We start from the raw sequence: 16,519 nt of genomic DNA, 5'->3' as shown, positions 1-16,519 counted from the left end.
GCACCACCCCCACCCCCGATCCCGTCACCGGAAACCCCACCGGTCCCTCTTCCGGACCCGGGCGGCCAACCCGGTATCACCGGGCCGATACCGGAAGGCACACCGCCTGCCACCGATCAGCCGGGCGTCATTCCACCGCAGGGATAGCCGACACCATCGGAATATGCGTGGTGGGCCGGTCTGAAGCCCCCTGCCGATACCAACGGCATCGAGATCGGCTTCCCGTTCCCGATCAGCATCCCCTGGTCGGAACTCGAGTACTGACCCCTACACCTTCACCAGGTCGTCGGCGTGAATCACCGGGCGCTGCATGGTGTCCGGGAGCTCGGTGGTGGAGCGGCCGAGCATGGTGGCGAGTTCGGCGGCGTCGTATTCGACGACGCCGCGGGCGACCAAGCGGTTGTCGGGGGCGATGAGGTCGACGACGTCACCCCCGTGGAAACGACCGCGCACAGCGGTGATGCCCGCCGCCAGCAGGGAGTGGCGGCGATGCGCGACGGCGGCGACGGCGCCCTCGTCGATGTGGATGGCGCCGCGACTGTCGGCGGCGTGGCGGACCCAGAACTTGCGGGCGGACAGCCGCACCGGACGCGCCGCGAACGCGGTGCCGACGGTACCGCTGCTCAACGCGGTGGCCGCTTCCGAGGCCGCGGCCAGCAGCACGGGCACGCCGGCGTCGGCGGCGAGCCGGGCCGCGGACAGCTTCGAAGCCATGCCGCCGGTGCCGAGCGCGCCGCCGGTGCCCGCGATCACCCCGTCCAGATCGGCGCTGGAGCGCACCTCGGGGATGAAGGTGGCGCCGCCCTTGCGCGGATCACCGTCATAAAGGCCCTCGACATCCGACAGCAGCACCAGCGCATCGGCACCAACAAGGTGCGCGACCAACGCCGCGAGCCGGTCATTGTCGCCGAAGCGGATCTCTTCGGTTGCGACGGTGTCGTTTTCGTTCACCACCGCCACCGCGCCGAGCGAACGCAGCCGGTCCAGGGTGCGCTGGGCGTTGCGGTGATGTTCGCGGCGGGAGAAGTCGTCGGCGCTGAGCAGGACCTGGCCGACGGTGCGGCCGTAACGGGCGAACGAGGTGCCCCACGCGTGGGCGAGCGCGAGCTGGCCGACACTCGCCGCGGCCTGCTTGGTGGCCAGATCACGCGGACGAGCAGTCAAGCCGAGCGGGGCCATACCGGCGCCGATCGCGCCCGAGGACACCACCACCACATCCGATCCGGCCCGCATCCGCGCCTCGATGGCATCGGCCAGCCGATCCAGCCTGGCGATGTCCAGACCTGCCTTCATGCTGGTGAGGGCCGAAGACCCGATCTTCACCACCACACTGCGCGCCCCGGCGATGGCCTGGCGCGCCGCACTGAGTTCGGCGCCGAAGTGCACCTGCGTTTCCGTCACGGCTGATCTCCACCACTGTTCTCGCGCGCGGCACGACCGAGGCCGTGCCTACGCTTGGTCCTCGTCGTCGCGCACCAGACCGCGGCGCACCCGGGAGGCGTGTTTGCGTTCGGCCGCGCTGACCCGGTCGGTCTGCTCGAGCCTGATATCGGTGCCGCGGCCGGTGGGCACCATGTCGACGCCCGCGGAGATCTGCGGCTCCCATTCGAAGGTGACGTCACCGATGGTGACGGGCGCGCCCGGTTCCGCGCCGAGACGCACCAGCTCGTCCTCGACGCCCAGACGGGCCAGCCGGTCGGCCAGGTAGCCGACGGCTTCGTCGTTGTCGAACTGGGTTTGCCGCACCCAGCGCTCGGGCCGGGTGCCGCGGACGATGAAGCCGCCCGGCTCCTCCGGATCGGCGATCACGCTGAAACCGGTCTCGTCCACCGCGATCGGGCGGATCACCGGACGTTTCGGCGCGGCCTTCGGATGATCCTCGCGATACTTGCGCACCATGTCGGCCAGCGCGAACGTCAACGGACGCAGCCCGGCCCGGCTCACCGCCGAGATCTGGAAGACCGGCCAGCCGCGCGTGGTGAACTCGTCGGTGACCATCTCGGCCAGTTCCGCGGCATCGGGCACATCGGTCTTGTTGAGGATCACCACCCGCGGGCGGTCGGCCAGATCACCGAGGCCGGCGTCGGCGCTCAGCGCGGGTTTGTAGGCCGCCAGTTCCGCCTCGAGGGCGTCGACATCGGAGACGGGATCGCGGCCCGGCTCCAGCGTCGCGCAGTCCACCACGTGCGCGAGCACGGCACAGCGCTCCAGATGACGCAGGAAGTCGAGTCCGAGCCCGCGGCCCTGGCTCGCACCAGGGATCAGCCCTGGCACGTCGGCGACGGTGAAGGTGGTATCGCCGCTGGCGACCACACCGAGATTGGGCACCAGCGTGGTGAACGGGTAGTCGGCGATCTTGGGTTTGGCCGCCGACAGCACCGAGACCAGCGACGACTTTCCGGCCGACGGGAACCCGACGAGCCCCACATCGGCAACGGACTTCAGCTCGAGCACGATATCGCGCTCTTCGCCCTCCTCACCGAGCAGCGCGAAACCGGGCGCCTTGCGCGCCTTGGAGGCCAGCGCGGCATTGCCGAGCCCGCCGCGGCCGCCGCGCGCGGCGATGAACCGGTTGCCCGCACCGACGAGATCCATCAGCACTTCACCGTCGGGGCCGAGCACCACGGTGCCGTCGGGCACCTTCAGCAGCAGGTCGGTGCCCTGTTTGCCGTCCCGGTTACCGCCTTCGCCCGGCTTGCCGTTGCTCGCCTTGGCATGCGGATGGAAGTGGAAGTCCAGCAGCGTGTGCACATTGGGATCGACCTCGAGGATCACATCGCCGCCGTTACCGCCGTTACCGCCGTCGGGGCCGCCGAGCGGCTTGAACTTCTCCCGGTGCACCGACGCGCAGCCGTGGCCGCCCTTGCCAGCACGCACATGAAGTACGACACGGTCGATGAATTTGGACATACGCCGAATCATCCTCCTTCGGTCTGGTCGGGACGGCGAACGTCGCCGCAGGTCGCTGCTGAGAGAAACAACGAAAAGCGGGCCAGGGGTATATCACCCTGACCCGCTCGTCTGTGTTGGAGTCGTCAGCCGGTCAGGCCTCGACCGGCTCCGGAACCACGATGTTGACGGTCTTGCGTCCACGCTTGGTGCCGAACTCGACCGCGCCCGCCTCGAGGGCGAACAGGGTGTCGTCACCGCCACGGCCGACGTTCACGCCGGGGTGGAAGTGCGTGCCGCGCTGACGCACCAGGATCTCGCCGGCCTTGACGGACTGACCGCCGAACCGCTTGACGCCGAGGCGCTTGCTGTTGGAATCGCGACCGTTCCGGGAGCTGGATGCACCCTTCTTATGTGCCATTGCTGTAACTCCTCCAGGTGAGGGCTCGGTGAACCCCCGGGCCGATTACTTGATGCCGGTGACCTTCAGGACCGTCAGCGGCTGACGGTGACCCTGGCGCTTGTGGTAGCCGGTCTTGTTCTTGAACTTGTGGATGCGGATCTTCGGGCCCTTGGTCTGCTCGACGACCTCGGCGGACACCGACACCTTGGCCAGCTTGTCCGCGTCGGCGGTCAGCTCGGCGCCGTCGACCACGAGCACCGGCGACAGATCCACAGCGGTGCCCGGCGCACCCTCGATCTTCTCGACCTTCACCAGGTCACCGACCGCGACCTTGTACTGCTTTCCGCCGGTCTTGACGATCGCGTACGTTGCCATCGGTCGGCTGCCCTTCTTCCTCTAGGTGTGCGACGCTTGCTAGCGCGGCTGGAGTGGCACCCGGCCGGAGAATTCCACCGGGCATCCACTACACATCTGGTCTGGTAGTCACCGCCGCCTCAGCACTGGCGATTGCTCAGGGTCTGCGAATGGCAGTTCCCGATACAGCTTCGCGGGCACAGCGTGATAAAACGCTGTCGCCGGGCAGCGACTGTCCAAGATTACAGGACGCATAGGTGCGCGACCAAACCGGCCACCGAACGACAGTGGTCCCCCCCACAAGGGCCTTGTGGCGGGGACCACCAGGTCATTCGTCGGCCGATTCGGCGGGCGGCGGGCCCGCGGGCCTGCCCGCGCTGCGCCTGCGCGGCCTGCGTTCGGGCACCGGGACCGGTACCGGCTCGGCGAAGTCGACGACCGGGGCCGCGGGCTCCTCCGCGCTGCTGAGGACGAACACCGCGCCGGTGCTGTCCGAGGCCGGGGCGGCGGCGGATCGGGCCACCCGACGACGTCGGGTCGAGCGTGCCGTGGTGCCGTTCTCCGCGGGGGCGGCGGGCGGCGCGGCGGGCTCGGGCTCGGCCGGCTCCGCCGTGGCGGCAGGCTCTGCCGCAACCGCTTCGACGGGCTCGGCCACGACCGGTTCGGTGGTCACCGCGGCCGGAGCCGCTTCGGCAGCCCCTGGCTCCACTACCGAAACCTGCTTGCCCTCTGCCGTCACCTCGGCGGTCGGCGCCTGGTCAGCCGCAGGGGCCGGTTCAACGGCTGCGACCGGTTCCGCATGGTCGGCGTCCGTGGCCTGCACCGGTTCGGCGACTGCCGCCTGCTCAGCGGGCACATCCTGGTCGGCAACGGCAGCCGGCTCGACTGCCGAGGCAGCGGCCTGTTCGGCCGGCGCACCCACCTCGGTGACGACCTCACTGACGGCGACGACCGCATCGGCATCCGGCGCCGCGGCCGAACGCGCCACCCGCCGACGCCGCGTCGACCGGGTACGAGTGGTCCCGTTCTGCGCGGCGGCGACAGCCTCGGCGGCCGGCTCGCCGGTCGCTTCCCGCGCCTGCTCGGCGGCCGCGGGTTCGGCGGCCGTCTCCGACGGCTGGGGCTCGGGCTGCGCGGCACCGGACTCCTCGGCCTGATGGGCGGCCATGGCCAGCGCGACCGGATGCGCGCGCTTGACCGCGGCCTCCTCCTCGCTCAACTCCGCCACCGCGGGCTGCGCCTGCGGGGCGGCGGGAGCGGCGGCCTTGTCACGGCCGCGACGACGGCGGGACCCGGATTCGCGTCCGCGCCCGGCACCATCCTCGGCCGCGCCCGGCTCCACCGGGTAGCTGTGCACCAGGATGCCGCGACCGTGGCAGTGCTCGCAGGTGGTGGAGAACGCCTCGACCAGGCCGGTGCCCAGCTTCTTACGGGTCATCTGGACCAGGCCGAGCGAGGTCACCTCGGAGACCTGATGCCGGGTGCGGTCGCGCCCGAGTGCCTCGGTGAGCCGGCGCAACACCAGATCACGGTTGGACTCGAGCACCATGTCGATGAAGTCGACGACGATCATGCCGCCGATATCGCGCAACCGCATCTGCCGCACGATCTCCTCGGCGGCTTCCAGGTTGTTGCGGGTGACCGTCTCTTCCAGGTTGCTGTTACCCGAGCCGGTGAACTTGCCGGTGTTGACGTCGATGACAGTCATCGCCTCGGTGCGGTCGATGACCAGCGTGCCGCCCGAGGGCAGCCACACCTTGCGGTCGAGCGCCTTGGCGAGCTGTTCGTCGATCCGATAGGCCTCGAACACATCGACGCCGTTGTTCTCATGCCGCGACACCCGGGCCAGCAGATCCGGCGCGACGGTGCGGATGTAGGTCTCCACCGTGCTCCAGGACCGCTCACCCTCGATGACCAGCTTGGAGAAATCCTCGTTGAACAGGTCGCGGATCACCTTGACCAGCAGGTCCGGCTCTTCATAGAGCGTCTTCGGTGCGCCGGAATCCTGTTCGGCGGCCTTCTCGATGGTGCGCCAGGTGGCCTGCAACCGCTCCACGTCACGAGCGAGTTCGGCTTCGCTGACGCCCTCGGAGGCGGTGCGGATGATCACGCCCGCATCGGGCGGCACGATCTCGCGCAGGATCTCCTTGAGCCGCTTGCGCTCGGTGTCGGGCAGCTTGCGGCTGATGCCGGTGGAGGTGCCGCCCGGCACGTACACCAGGAAGCGTCCGGCCAGGCTGATCTGAGTGGTCAGGCGAGCGCCCTTGTGCCCGACCGGATCCTTGCTGACCTGCACCAGCACCTGATCGCCCGGCTTGAGAGCCTGCTCGATCTTGCGTTCCTTGCCGCCGAGCCCGGCGGCCTCCCAGTTCACCTCACCGGCGTAGAGCACGCCGTTGCGGCCGCGCCCGATGTCGACGAACGCCGCCTCCATGCTGGGCAGCACGTTCTGCACCTTGCCGAGGTAGACGTTGCCGACCATGGACGCCTGGCCGGTGCTGGTGACGAAATGCTCGACCAGGATGTTGTCCTCGAGCACGGCGACCTGGGTGGCGGTGGGATGGCCGGGGAATTCCTTCTCCCGCACCACCATGACCCGGTCGACGGATTCGCGGCGGGCCAGGAACTCCGACTCGGTCAGGATCGGCGGACGACGCCTGCCCGCCTCGCGCCCGTCGCGGCGACGCTGACGCTTGGCCTCGAGCCGGGTGGACCCGGTGATGCCCTGCACCTCGTCGACGGCGCGGGCCCGGCTCTTGTTGCGGGGTTCACGCTCGTGCACGACCGTGTTGGGCGGGTCGTCGTCGGCGGGTTCGTTCTCGCCGCCGCCCTCGCCCGCGACCTTGCGCCGCCTGCGCCTGCGCCGCCGGCGGGTCGAGCCCTCCGCACCGTCCTCACCGTCGTCGGTGGATTCGGCCTCGGTCTGCTTGGTTTCCTCGGCCTCGGACTCGTCCGCGGTGCTCGCGTCCTGGGCGGGCGCCTCGTCCTTGTCGCGGGCGGCGTCCTTGTCGCGGGGGCCGCGCTCGTCGGCGTCCTGCTCGTCATCGGAGTCGGCGTGCTGTTCGCCGCGGCCACGACCACGGCCGCGACGGCCGCGACGGCGGCGGCGGGGCTGATCGTCGGACTCGGACTGCTCGGCGCCGTCCTGCTCGTCGGCGGTCTCGTCCTCGACGTCCTCGGCCTTGGCAGCGTCCTCGTCGGCGCTCGGGGCCTCGGGTTCGACCCGGCGCCGCTTCTTGCGTAGCTCTTCGGCGGCGGCGGCATCCGGGGACAGGAACAGCGGCGCGGCCACGACCGCGGATTCGAACACGACCGGCTCCACGACCGGTGGTTCTTCCTTGACCGGGCTGGCGAACAGCCCGCCGGGCGGACTGAACGCGGGCGCGGTGGCGAACAGATCGGCGCCCGGGGTCTCGGGCGGCGCGGTGGTCGCCTCGGCCTCGGTCGGGACGGGCTCGTCCGGCACGGCGGCGCTGACCGCCTGCTCGACCGGCGACGCTGCGGCGGCCTGCTGGGTGTCCGCCACCGGGGGTGCGGCGGCGGCCGGCTCGGTGTCCGGCGCGGCGAGCGCGTCGCGCACCGACTCCGCGACCGCGCGCTCCACGTTCGATTGGGGGCTGCGCGCCTCGGAGCCGAGCTCACCCAGCTTGGCCAGGATGCGCTTGCTCGTTACTCCCAGACGTTTGGCCAGCGCATGAACTCGGATTCGCTCCGGCAATTGATCGGCATCCTGTGATGTTGTGTCCAGCGGCTCTTGATCGGCCACGAAGTCTCCTCGGGCCCCCGGGCGCGTTCCTCCCCTCAGGGAGTGACGCGGCCGACGCGGGGGCGCTGTTTCCGTACGCCTCGCGCGGTTGGCACGAGGTCAATGGTCTCGCCCCGCGTGCCCGGTTATCTCCATATCGATCGTCGTTCGGGCTAACTGGTCACGCGGCGCCTGGCTGTATGGCTGAACTCCGTGGCGTGAGCGTTCATCCAGCGTGCCGACGCGAACGAGTTACCGCGCCGCGGCAGCGATGATCGGCATCGAACCTCGGGGTGTCATCCGGTTACGACCGTTATCGGTTGCAACCAGTTGCCAGTATCCCACACCGTGCGCCGAGGGTTCGCCATCGGCGCAACAGCGTGACGTCGGAAGCGACGGAATGGAGACCGATTCAGGCCGGGAACTCGGGAAACCAGAGCGCGATTTCCCGCTTGGCGGACTCCGGCGAGTCGGACCCGTGCACCAGGTTCTCCTGGGTCTCCAGGGCGAAATCGCCCCGGATGCTGCCGGTGGCGGCCTTTTCCACCGGGTCGGTGCCGCCGGCGATCTGCCGGAACGCCGCGATCGCGCGCGGACCCTCGAGCACGGCCGCGACGACCGGCCCCGAGGTGATGAATTCGATCAGCGAGCCGTAGAACGGCTTGCCCGCGTGTTCGGCGTAGTGTTCGCCGGCAAGTTCATCGGACACCTGCTTCAGCTCGAGCGCGGCGATCTTCAGCCCCTTGCGCTCGATCCGGTTCAGCACCTCACCGACGAGGCCGCGGGCCACACCGTCCGGCTTGATGAGGATCAATGTCTGCTCAGTCACGGGCGACAGCGTAACGGTCGGCGCCCCCACCCTCCCAACCAGCGGTCATTCCGCACGCGCCGACACCGATGGCCGGGGTACCCGCCGGTAGCCGGGCGGCGGGTCAGTCGGGGCGCTGGACGCGCTGGCTGGGCAGGACACCGAGGTCCATGCGGCGTTTGACGTCGTTGCGGAGGATGAGGATGAAGGCCCAGACGATGGCGAACAGAATGCCGATGACGCCGATGGAGATGTGGATGACAGCGCCGGCGATCACCAGGACCTGGAGGGCGAGGTTGAAGGGTACGGCCCAGGGGCGCTGCTGCAGGCCCGCGCCGAGGATCATCACCACGGCCAGGGCCACCAGGTAGGTGCCCGAGAACCAGGTGATGCCGCCGCCGACGTCGGCGACGACGGGGAGCGCGAGCAGCACCACGATGGCCTCGAGGACCAGCGCGCCCGCCATCACCCCGCGCAGCCCCTTCCACGGGTCGGGTGGTGCGGGGGCGGACTCGGTGCCTGGCTGCTCGTCACCGTCGGGGCGTGGATCGGATTCGCTCATGCTCTGCCTCCTCGGCCCGATCGGCCGATCATGCGGCCGTGTGTGCTGCCGGCCGCCGCGGATTCCGGCCGACCGATCACGCCCGGTCGGCCTCGGCGCGCTCCACCGCCGGCCATGGCGACGCGCGCTGCTGCCTGTGGGCGCCGTCCGATCACGCCGGGTCCTTACCGAACAAGGCGCGCGCGGCGCCCGCCGTGACCACCGACCCGGTGACGATGACACCCGCACCGGAGACCATCTCCCCGCTGTCGGCGACGTCCTCGGCGATCGCGATCGCGGTCTCCAAAGCGTCGGGCAGGGAGTACGCGGGGACGACGCGTTCGTCGCCGAAGCGCTGCACCGCGAGATCGGTGAGGGTGTCGACGTCGAGGGCGCGCGGCGAGCCGTTGGTGGTCACGACGATCTCGTCGAACACCGGCTCCAGCGCCTCGAGGATGCCCGCGGCGTCCTTGTCGCCGAGCACCGCGACCACGCCGACCAACTTGCGGAAGTCGAACTCGCTGGTCAGGGTCGCTGCCAGGGCCTTGGCGCCGGCCGGGTTGTGGGCGGCGTCGATGAAGATGGTCGGCGCGCTGCGCATCCGTTCGAGCCGGCCGGGGCTGGTGACGCTCGCGAACCCGGCACGCACGGCGTCGACGTCGAGCTGACGTTGCGCGCCCGCGCCGAAGAACGCCTCCACCGCCGCCAGCGCCAGCACCGCGTTGCGTGCCTGGTGTTCACCGTGCAGCGGCAGGAAGATCTCGTCGTACACCCCGCCGAGGCCCTGCAGTTCCAACTGCTGGCCACCGACGGCGATCTTGCGGGCCAGCACCCGGAACTCCGCGCCCTCACGCGCCACGGCCGCGTCCACCTCGACGGCGCGGCGCAGCAGCACCTCCATCGCCTCGGGGTCCTGTTCGGCGATGACGGCCACATTGTCACGCGGAATCAGGCTCTCCGGCGCGCGCTTGATGATCCCGGCCTTCTCGCCCGCGATGGCGGTGAGATCGGGGCCGAGGTATTCGGTGTGGTCGAGCCCGATCGGGGTGATCACCGCGACCTGCCCGTCGATGACGTTGGTCGCGTCCCAGGTGCCGCCCATGCCGGTTTCCACCACGGCGACGTCCACCGGCGCCTCCGCGAAGGCCGCGTAGGCCATCCCGGTGAGCACCTCGAACTTGCTCATCGCGGGCCCGCCGGCGGCCGCGGACTGCTTATCGATCATCTCGATGTAGGGCGCGAGCTCGCGATAGACCTCGACGTAGCGGCCCGGCGTGATGGGCGCGTTGTCGATGCTGATCCGCTCGGTGGCCAGCTGTAGATGCGGGCTGGTGATCCGGCCGGTGCGCCGGTGCAGCGCGGTGAGCAGTGCGTCGATCATGCGGGTGACCGAGGTCTTGCCGTTGGTGCCCGCGATGTGGATCGCCGGATAGCTCTGCTGCGGTGAGCCGAGCAGATCCATCAGGGTGGAGATGCGGGTGAGCGACGGCTCGATCTTGGTTTCCGGCCAGCGCCGGTCGAGTTCGGCCTCGACCAGCGCCATTTCCGCCAGCTCCACCGGCGACGGCCCGGAGCCCAGCGGCGCCCCGATGCCGTGCTGGGGTTCCGGTTCGGCGTTGCCGGCCTCGTGGGCGAAGTCGGGGCCGTCGGTCTCCTCCGGGCCGGTCACTTGCCGCTCAGTTCGGCGAGCCGGGCGCCGATGCGCTCCACCTCGGCGGCGGCCACATCGCGGCGGGTGCGGATCTTGTCGACGACCTGCTCCGGGGCCTTGGCGAGGAAGGCCTCGTTGCCGAGCTTGGCGGTGGTGCCCGCCAATTCCTTCTGCGCGGCGGCCAGGTCCTTTTCCAGGCGACGACGTTCGGCGTCGAGGTCGACCGCCCCGGAGGTGTCGACTTCGACGGTGACGGTGGCGCCGCTGAGCCGGACCTCCACCGAGGCGGTGGCGGCGAAATCGTCACCGGGCGCGGTGAGCCGGGCCAGATCGGTGATGGAGCGTTCGAGCTCGGCGAGCCCCGCGGCGTCCACCCCGATCAGCTTCGCCGCGACCTTCTGCTTATCGGCCAGGCCCTGGTCGCTGCGGAAGCGCCGGATCTCGGTGATCAGCCGCTGGGTGTCGGCGATGCGCTGTGCCGCACCTGCATCGGCGGCTCGGCCGGTGGGCTGCGGCCAGTCGGCGATCACGATCGACTCACCGCCGGTGAGCGCCCGCCACAGCGATTCGGTGACGAACGGGATCACCGGATGCAGCAGCCGCAGCACCGCGTCGAGCACCGACCCGAGCACGATGCGAGTGGATTCGGCGCGCGCGTCGTCGGCGGCGAACTGCACCTTGGTCAGTTCGAGGTACCAGTCGCACAGCTCGTCCCAGGCGAAGTGGTAGAGCGCCTCGCAGGCCTTGCCGAATTCGTAGGCGTCGAAGGCCGCGTCGACCTCGGCGCGCACGGCGTCGAGCCGGTCGATGATCCACAGATCGGCGTCGGTGAGGGTGGCGCGGTCGGGCAGCTCGCCGGGGCGGGCGCCGTTCATCAGGGCGAACTTGGTGGCGTTGAACAGCTTGGTGACGAAGCTGCGCGAGGCCAGCGCATGCGGTTCGCCGACCGACAGGTCGCCGCCGGGCTGGGCGCCGCGGGCCAGGGTGAAGCGCAAGGCGTCGGCACCGTAGGAGTTGATCCACTCCAGCGGATCGATGCCGTTGCCGCGCGATTTCGACATCTTCTTGCCGTGCTGGTCGCGAATGAGCCCGTGCAGGAAGACGTCCTTGAACGGAACCTGCGTGGCGCTGCCTTTGCCTGCGGTGATGACGTGGTCGTCGGCCACATAGGTGCCGAACATCATCATCCGGGCCACCCAGAAGAACAGGATGTCGTAGCCGGTGACCAGAACGCTTGTGGGATAGAACTTTTCGATCTCGGGGCTGGGATCGGGCCATCCCATTGTCGAGAACGGCCACAGCCCGGAGGAGAACCAGGTGTCGAGCACGTCGGGGTCCTGCACCCAGCCCTCGGGCGGGGTCTCGTCCGGTCCGACGCAGACGATCTCGCCCTCGGGGCCGTACCAGATCGGGATGCGGTGGCCCCACCACAGCTGGCGCGAGATGCACCAGTCGTGCATGTCGTCGACCCAGTCGAACCAGCGCGGTTCCTGGCTGGCCGGGTGGATGACGGTATCGCCGCTGCGCACCGCGTCGCCGGCGGCCTTGGCCAGCGACTCCACCTTGACCCACCACTGCATCGACAGTCGCGGCTCGATCGGCTCGCCGCTGCGTTCGGAATGGCCGACGCTGTGCTGGTAGGGGCGCTTCTCGGCGACGACCCGGCCCTCGGCGGCCAGGCGCTCACGCACCTTCACCCTGGCCTCGAAGCGGTCCATGCCGTCGAATTCGGTTCCGGTACCGGCGATTCGGCCACGCTCGTCCATGATGGTCGGCATCGGCAGGTTGTGCCGCAGGCCCATCTCGAAGTCGTTCGGGTCGTGCGCGGGAGTGATCTTGACCGCGCCGGACCCGAACTCCGGGTCGACGTAGTCGTCGGCGATCACCGGGATCTGCCGGCCGGTGATGGGGTGTTCCAGGGTCGTGCCGATCAGCGCCTGGTAGCGCGGGTCGTCGGGGTGGACCGCGACGGCGGTGTCGCCGAGCATCGTCTCCACTCGGGTGGTGGCGACGATCACATGCGGTTCATCGTCACGCAGCGAGCCGTAGCGCAGCGACACCAGCTCGCCGTCGACGTCTTCGTATTTGACCTCGATGTCGGAGATGGCGGTTCGCAGCTCCGGCGACCAGTTGACCAGGCGTTCCGCCCGGTAGATGAGCCCGGCGTCGAACAGGCGCTTGAACATGGTCTGGACGGCGCGGGAGAGACCCTCGTCCATGGTGAAGCGGTCGCGGCTCCAGTCGACGCTGTCGCCGAGGGCGCGCATCTGCCATTGGATGGCGCCGCCGGATTCGCGCTTCCAGTCCCAGACCTTCTGGATGAACAGTTCGCGGCCGAAATCCTCTTTGGTCTTGCCGTCGACGGCGAGCTGCTTCTCCACCACGGTCTGGGTGGCGATGCCCGCGTGGTCCATGCCGGGCAGCCACAGCACCTCGTAGCCCTGCATGCGCTTGCGGCGGGCCAGCAGGTCCATCAGCGTGTGGTCGAGGGCGTGGCCCATGTGCAGGTTGCCGGTGACGTTGGGCGGCGGCAGCACGATCGAGTAGCCGGGCTTGGAGCTGGCCGGGTCGGCCGTGAAGTAACCGGCCGCTACCCAGCGCTCGTACATCTCGGCCTCCACCTCGCCGGGGTTCCAGCTCTTGGGGAGGGCATCGGCACGATTACGCGTGTTGTCTGGGGCTGCGCTGGTCACCCCGCGATTCTAGTGGTCGGCGCGGACCACTCGACGCAGGGGCGACGCCGCCCATAGCGGGCTCGCGAACTCATCGGCCCGGGGCCGGAAAAAAACACCGGCGGAGTCTTCGGTGGATGAGGGACACCGAAGACTCCGCCTACACCTGACAGACTACCGCCGATCGCGGGGGCGATCGCGGATCCATAGGCAATTCTCAGCTTCGGTTTTCGCCCGGATTGGTCACACCCGGTTGCCGAATCGGACATTACTGACAACTCTGGAAGAGTGAACCCCCGGCTCGAACCGTCCCTTGCTCTTCCCTTCGAATCCCCTGTGCCCGCTGCGGATTCCGTGCTGCTACCGCATCGGGTACACGATCTACGCGGCCGCGCGGTCGACGAGCTGCGGTATCCGCCGACGGCGGTGCTGGTGTTCGCCGGCGTCCCCGGCGCGGGTAAGAGCACGGCGCTACGGGCCTTGTTCGGGTCGACGGCCGAGGCCGAGCAGCCGCCCGCCGGGCCGGCCGGGTCGATGGTGCTCGATTCGCAGCATTCGCGCAACGCGTGGCGGCACCGGCTGGGCAGGCTGCCGTATCCGCTGTGGCGGCCGGTGGTCCATATCGCGCATTACACGCGGATCCGGAACGCCTTGCGCGACAATGCCGGACCGGTCGTCGTGCACGATTGCGCCACCTTCGGCTGGGCGCGGCGGATGCTGGCCCGCTGGGCAGCGGCGCGCGGACGGGAACTGCACCTGATCCTCATCGACGTCCCGGCGACCATTGCCCGCGCGGGCCAGTACACGCGTGGGCGGCGGGTCAACGGGTTCTTCTTCCGGCTGCACTGCGCGCGCTGGCAGCAGCTGCTGCGCGCGGTGGAGGCCGGGCCGATCACCGATCCGGCGCCCGCCTCGGTCGTCATCGCCGATCGCGACACCGTCGGTGGGATGCGCCGCGTCAGCTTCGCCGCCTGAGGACGCGGCGGTGCGCCGACCGCCGCGTCACGAACGCGTCCATGCGAGGGATCGCCGCGCGGGCGAGCTCACCGGCTTCGCCGCCGCGTCGCCGCGACCACGGATCACCACGGCGACCCAGCGTGACCCACAGCCCTACTCCGGCACCAGGATCGACAGCGCGCCGGGAACCGCGCGCAGCGTGATGGGCAAGGTGCCCACCGGCTCGCCGTCGGCGGTGGCAGGTGCGCCCGGGGCGGTCAGCGTGATCCGCTGCCCGCGGTAGTGCGATACCGCCGGATGGTCGATCCGCTTGCCGGAGGCCAGTGCGGGCAGCAACCGCAGCATGTTCAGCCGGGAGACCGCGCGCACCACGGTGACATCGAGGAGTCCGTCGTCGACCACGGCGTCCGGGCAGACCAGCATGCCGCCGCCGTAGGTCCGGGTGTTGCCGACCGCGACCATCATCGCGTCCGTCTCGACGACGGCGCCGGGCTGCCCGGGCCCGTCCGACAGTTCGATGCGGTACGGGGTGGCGGCTCGGCTCGCGAGTTCGGCCAGCGCGGCGACGGTGTAGCGCAGCGGACCTTTCGGCCACCGCAATCGGTTGGCGCGCAAGGTGACTCGCGCGTCGAAACCGGTGCCGGTGATGGTGGCGAACCACATGGGCCCGGCGTCGGTGCGGTCGATCAGGCCGAGGTCGATGCTGCGCGTCAGCCCGCCGAGCACCACGTCGGCCGCGGCCACCGGATCGTCGTCGGGGATGCCGAACTCGCGCGCGAGGTCGTTACCGGTGCCGCCGGGGATCAGCCCGATCGGTGTGCCGGTTTCCGCCAGCGCCTCGAGCATCACCGACACCAAGCCGTCGCCGCCCGCGCAGACCACCGCGTCCGGGCGCTGTGGCCCGGCCACGTCGGCCCGTACCAGTCGCACCGATTCGGCGGCCGAGGGCGCGCGGATCTCGGTGACCTGCACGCCGCATTCGGCCAGCCGGGCGGTGGCGGCAGCCGCGACATCGTTGCCTTTGCCCATCCCCGACAGCGCGTTGGTCACCACCGTGACCTTGCGGATCTCGCGCCGCGACTGCGTCGTCATGGGACCAGCTTGCCCGGGTTGAGGATGCCGGCGGGGTCGATTTCGCGTTTCACCGCGCGCAGCACCCGCACGCCGAGGTCGCCGATCTCGTCCGGAATCCAGGCGCGGTGGTCGGCGCCGACGGCGTGGTGGTGGGTGATGGTTCCGCCCGCCGCGACGATGGCGTCGCCGGCGGCTCGTTTGGCGGCCTGCCATTGGGCCAGCGGATCGTCGAGCAGTTTGGCGATGACGGTGAAGTACAGCGAGGCGCCGGTCGGGTAGGTGTGCGAGATATGGCACATCACCAGCGCCGGAGTGCCTTGACCGGTGAGCGATTCGGTGAGCGCGGCGGTGACCTTCGCCTTCAGGTTCGACAGGTTCGACCAGGTGGTCGCGGTTTCCAGGGTCTCGCAGAGCACGCCGGCATCCAGCAGCGAATCCCGCAGATACGGCGCGGAGAACCGCCCGCTCTCCCACTCGCGGGCCGGCATTTCGCCCAGCACTGTGCCGCCGGCGGCCGACAGCAACGCGCCTGCCTCCAGCCCGCGCGCGGCGACGTGCATGTCGGTGCCCTCGAAGGTGGTGACGGCCAGGCAGCCGCGCACCGCTTCCCCGCCGATATCGGCGGTGCGGGCGAGATTGACGCCGGTCTCCATCTCATCGGACAACCGCAGCACCGTCGGCGCCGCACCGGCCTGCACGACCGCCCGCAGCGCGGCCGCGCCGGTCTCGAAGTCCGGGAACGACCATGCCTGGTAGGCAATGGTTTCCGGCACCGGATGCACGCGCACCGTCACCGCGGTGATGATCCCGAGCGTGCCCTCCGAGCCGACGAACAGCTCGCGCAGATCGGGTCCGGCCGCCGAGGCGGGTGCGCGACCGAGATCGAGTGTGCCGGTGGGCGTGGCGATCGTGAGGGCCTGCACCATGTCGTCGAAGCGGCCGTAGCCCGCCGAGGCCTGCCCGGACGAGCGGGTGGCCGCGAACCCGCCGATACTGGCGAACTCGAAACTCTGCGGGAAGTGCCCGAGCGATAGCCCGTGCGCACCGAGCAGTTCCTCGGCACGCGGACCGGTGACGCCCGCACCGAACGTCGCGGTGGCGCTCACCGGGTCGACCGCGATCAGCGCGTTCAGCCTGCGCAGATCCAGTGAGATCACCGCGGCGAACGCACCGCGGATCGGATCGAGTCCGCCGACGACGCTGGTACCGCCACCGAATGGAACGACCGCGATCCCGGCCTCGGCGCAATAGCCGAGTACCGCGACCACCTGTTCGTGATCGGCGGGGAAAACCACCGCGTCCGGCGCGTCCTGTGGGCCTTCGGCGCGGCGGCGCAGCAGGTCGGGGGTGCTCTTGCCGCCGGCGTGCAGCAGCCGGTCGTGGTGGTCGGTGCGGCGCCGACGGTGCTGCGGTTGTCCGATGAGA

Annotated in this window: 12 protein-coding genes; 1 reads left to right on the top strand and 11 read right to left on the bottom strand. The window is 70.1% G+C overall.

Going from position 1 to position 16,519, the window contains the following annotated elements; all coding sequences use genetic code 11:
* Nucleotides 1-267 precede the first annotated feature (267 nt).
* From proB to GV790_RS20675, 9 genes are all read right to left on the bottom strand, one after another.
* Entirely contained in the window at nucleotides 268-1,401 is a 1,134-nt protein-coding gene (gene proB / locus GV790_RS20715) for a glutamate 5-kinase (RefSeq protein ID WP_309139018.1), read from the bottom strand.
* 48 nt (nucleotides 1,402-1,449) lie between these two features.
* Nucleotides 1,450-2,910, bottom strand: coding sequence for a GTPase ObgE (obgE, locus tag GV790_RS20710; RefSeq protein ID WP_163815064.1), 1,461 nt, complete (start codon nucleotides 2,908-2,910; stop codon nucleotides 1,450-1,452).
* 133 nt (nucleotides 2,911-3,043) lie between these two features.
* Entirely contained in the window at nucleotides 3,044-3,310 is a 267-nt protein-coding gene (rpmA, locus tag GV790_RS20705; RefSeq protein WP_130919232.1) for a 50S ribosomal protein L27, read from the bottom strand.
* 45 nt (nucleotides 3,311-3,355) lie between these two features.
* Nucleotides 3,356-3,667 (bottom strand): 50S ribosomal protein L21, encoded by a 312-nt coding sequence (gene rplU, locus GV790_RS20700; protein ID WP_163815062.1) that lies wholly within the window; start codon nucleotides 3,665-3,667, stop codon nucleotides 3,356-3,358.
* Between the two features lie 307 nt (nucleotides 3,668-3,974).
* A complete protein-coding gene (locus GV790_RS20695; RefSeq protein ID WP_163815060.1) occupies nucleotides 3,975-7,412 on the bottom strand; it encodes a translation initiation factor IF-2 N-terminal domain-containing protein in 3,438 nt (1,145 codons plus the stop codon).
* Between the two features lie 391 nt (nucleotides 7,413-7,803).
* Complete coding sequence (gene ndk / locus GV790_RS20690) at nucleotides 7,804-8,220, bottom strand: nucleoside-diphosphate kinase (protein ID WP_036534584.1); 417 nt, start codon at nucleotides 8,218-8,220, stop codon at nucleotides 7,804-7,806.
* A gap of 103 nt (nucleotides 8,221-8,323) precedes the next feature.
* A complete protein-coding gene (locus GV790_RS20685; protein ID WP_163815058.1) occupies nucleotides 8,324-8,761 on the bottom strand; it encodes a DUF4233 domain-containing protein in 438 nt (145 codons plus the stop codon).
* A gap of 151 nt (nucleotides 8,762-8,912) precedes the next feature.
* Nucleotides 8,913-10,331, bottom strand: coding sequence for a bifunctional tetrahydrofolate synthase/dihydrofolate synthase (gene folC / locus GV790_RS20680; protein WP_175585963.1), 1,419 nt, complete (start codon nucleotides 10,329-10,331; stop codon nucleotides 8,913-8,915).
* A 74-nt stretch (nucleotides 10,332-10,405) separates the two neighbouring features.
* Nucleotides 10,406-13,084: a valine--tRNA ligase gene (locus GV790_RS20675; RefSeq protein ID WP_163815056.1), complete on the bottom strand. Its 2,679-nt coding sequence runs from the start codon at nucleotides 13,082-13,084 to the stop codon at nucleotides 10,406-10,408.
* Between the two features lie 333 nt (nucleotides 13,085-13,417).
* Here GV790_RS20675 and GV790_RS20670 point away from each other — a divergent pair, with 333 nt between their 5' ends.
* The gene (locus GV790_RS20670; RefSeq protein WP_163815047.1) at nucleotides 13,418-14,038 is read left to right on the top strand and encodes an AAA family ATPase; all 621 of its coding nucleotides are present in this window, start codon (nucleotides 13,418-13,420) and stop codon (nucleotides 14,036-14,038) included.
* 135 nt (nucleotides 14,039-14,173) lie between these two features.
* Here GV790_RS20670 and GV790_RS20665 read toward each other — a convergent pair whose 3' ends face one another.
* Nucleotides 14,174-15,112, bottom strand: a complete 939-nt coding sequence (locus tag GV790_RS20665; RefSeq protein WP_163815045.1) for a diacylglycerol kinase — start codon at nucleotides 15,110-15,112, stop codon at nucleotides 14,174-14,176.
* Nucleotides 15,109-16,519 (bottom strand): FAD-binding oxidoreductase (locus GV790_RS20660; protein ID WP_256673422.1); only part of this gene is annotated, 1,411 nt, incomplete at its 5' end. The genes GV790_RS20665 and GV790_RS20660, both read right to left, overlap by 4 nt.

The sequence above is a fragment of the Nocardia cyriacigeorgica genome (assembly GCF_010858045.1).
GTDB lineage: Bacteria > Actinomycetota > Actinomycetes > Mycobacteriales > Mycobacteriaceae > Nocardia > Nocardia cyriacigeorgica_E.
Note: the sequence above shows the minus strand (reverse complement) of the source record. Positions and strands in the feature narration are given on the sequence as shown.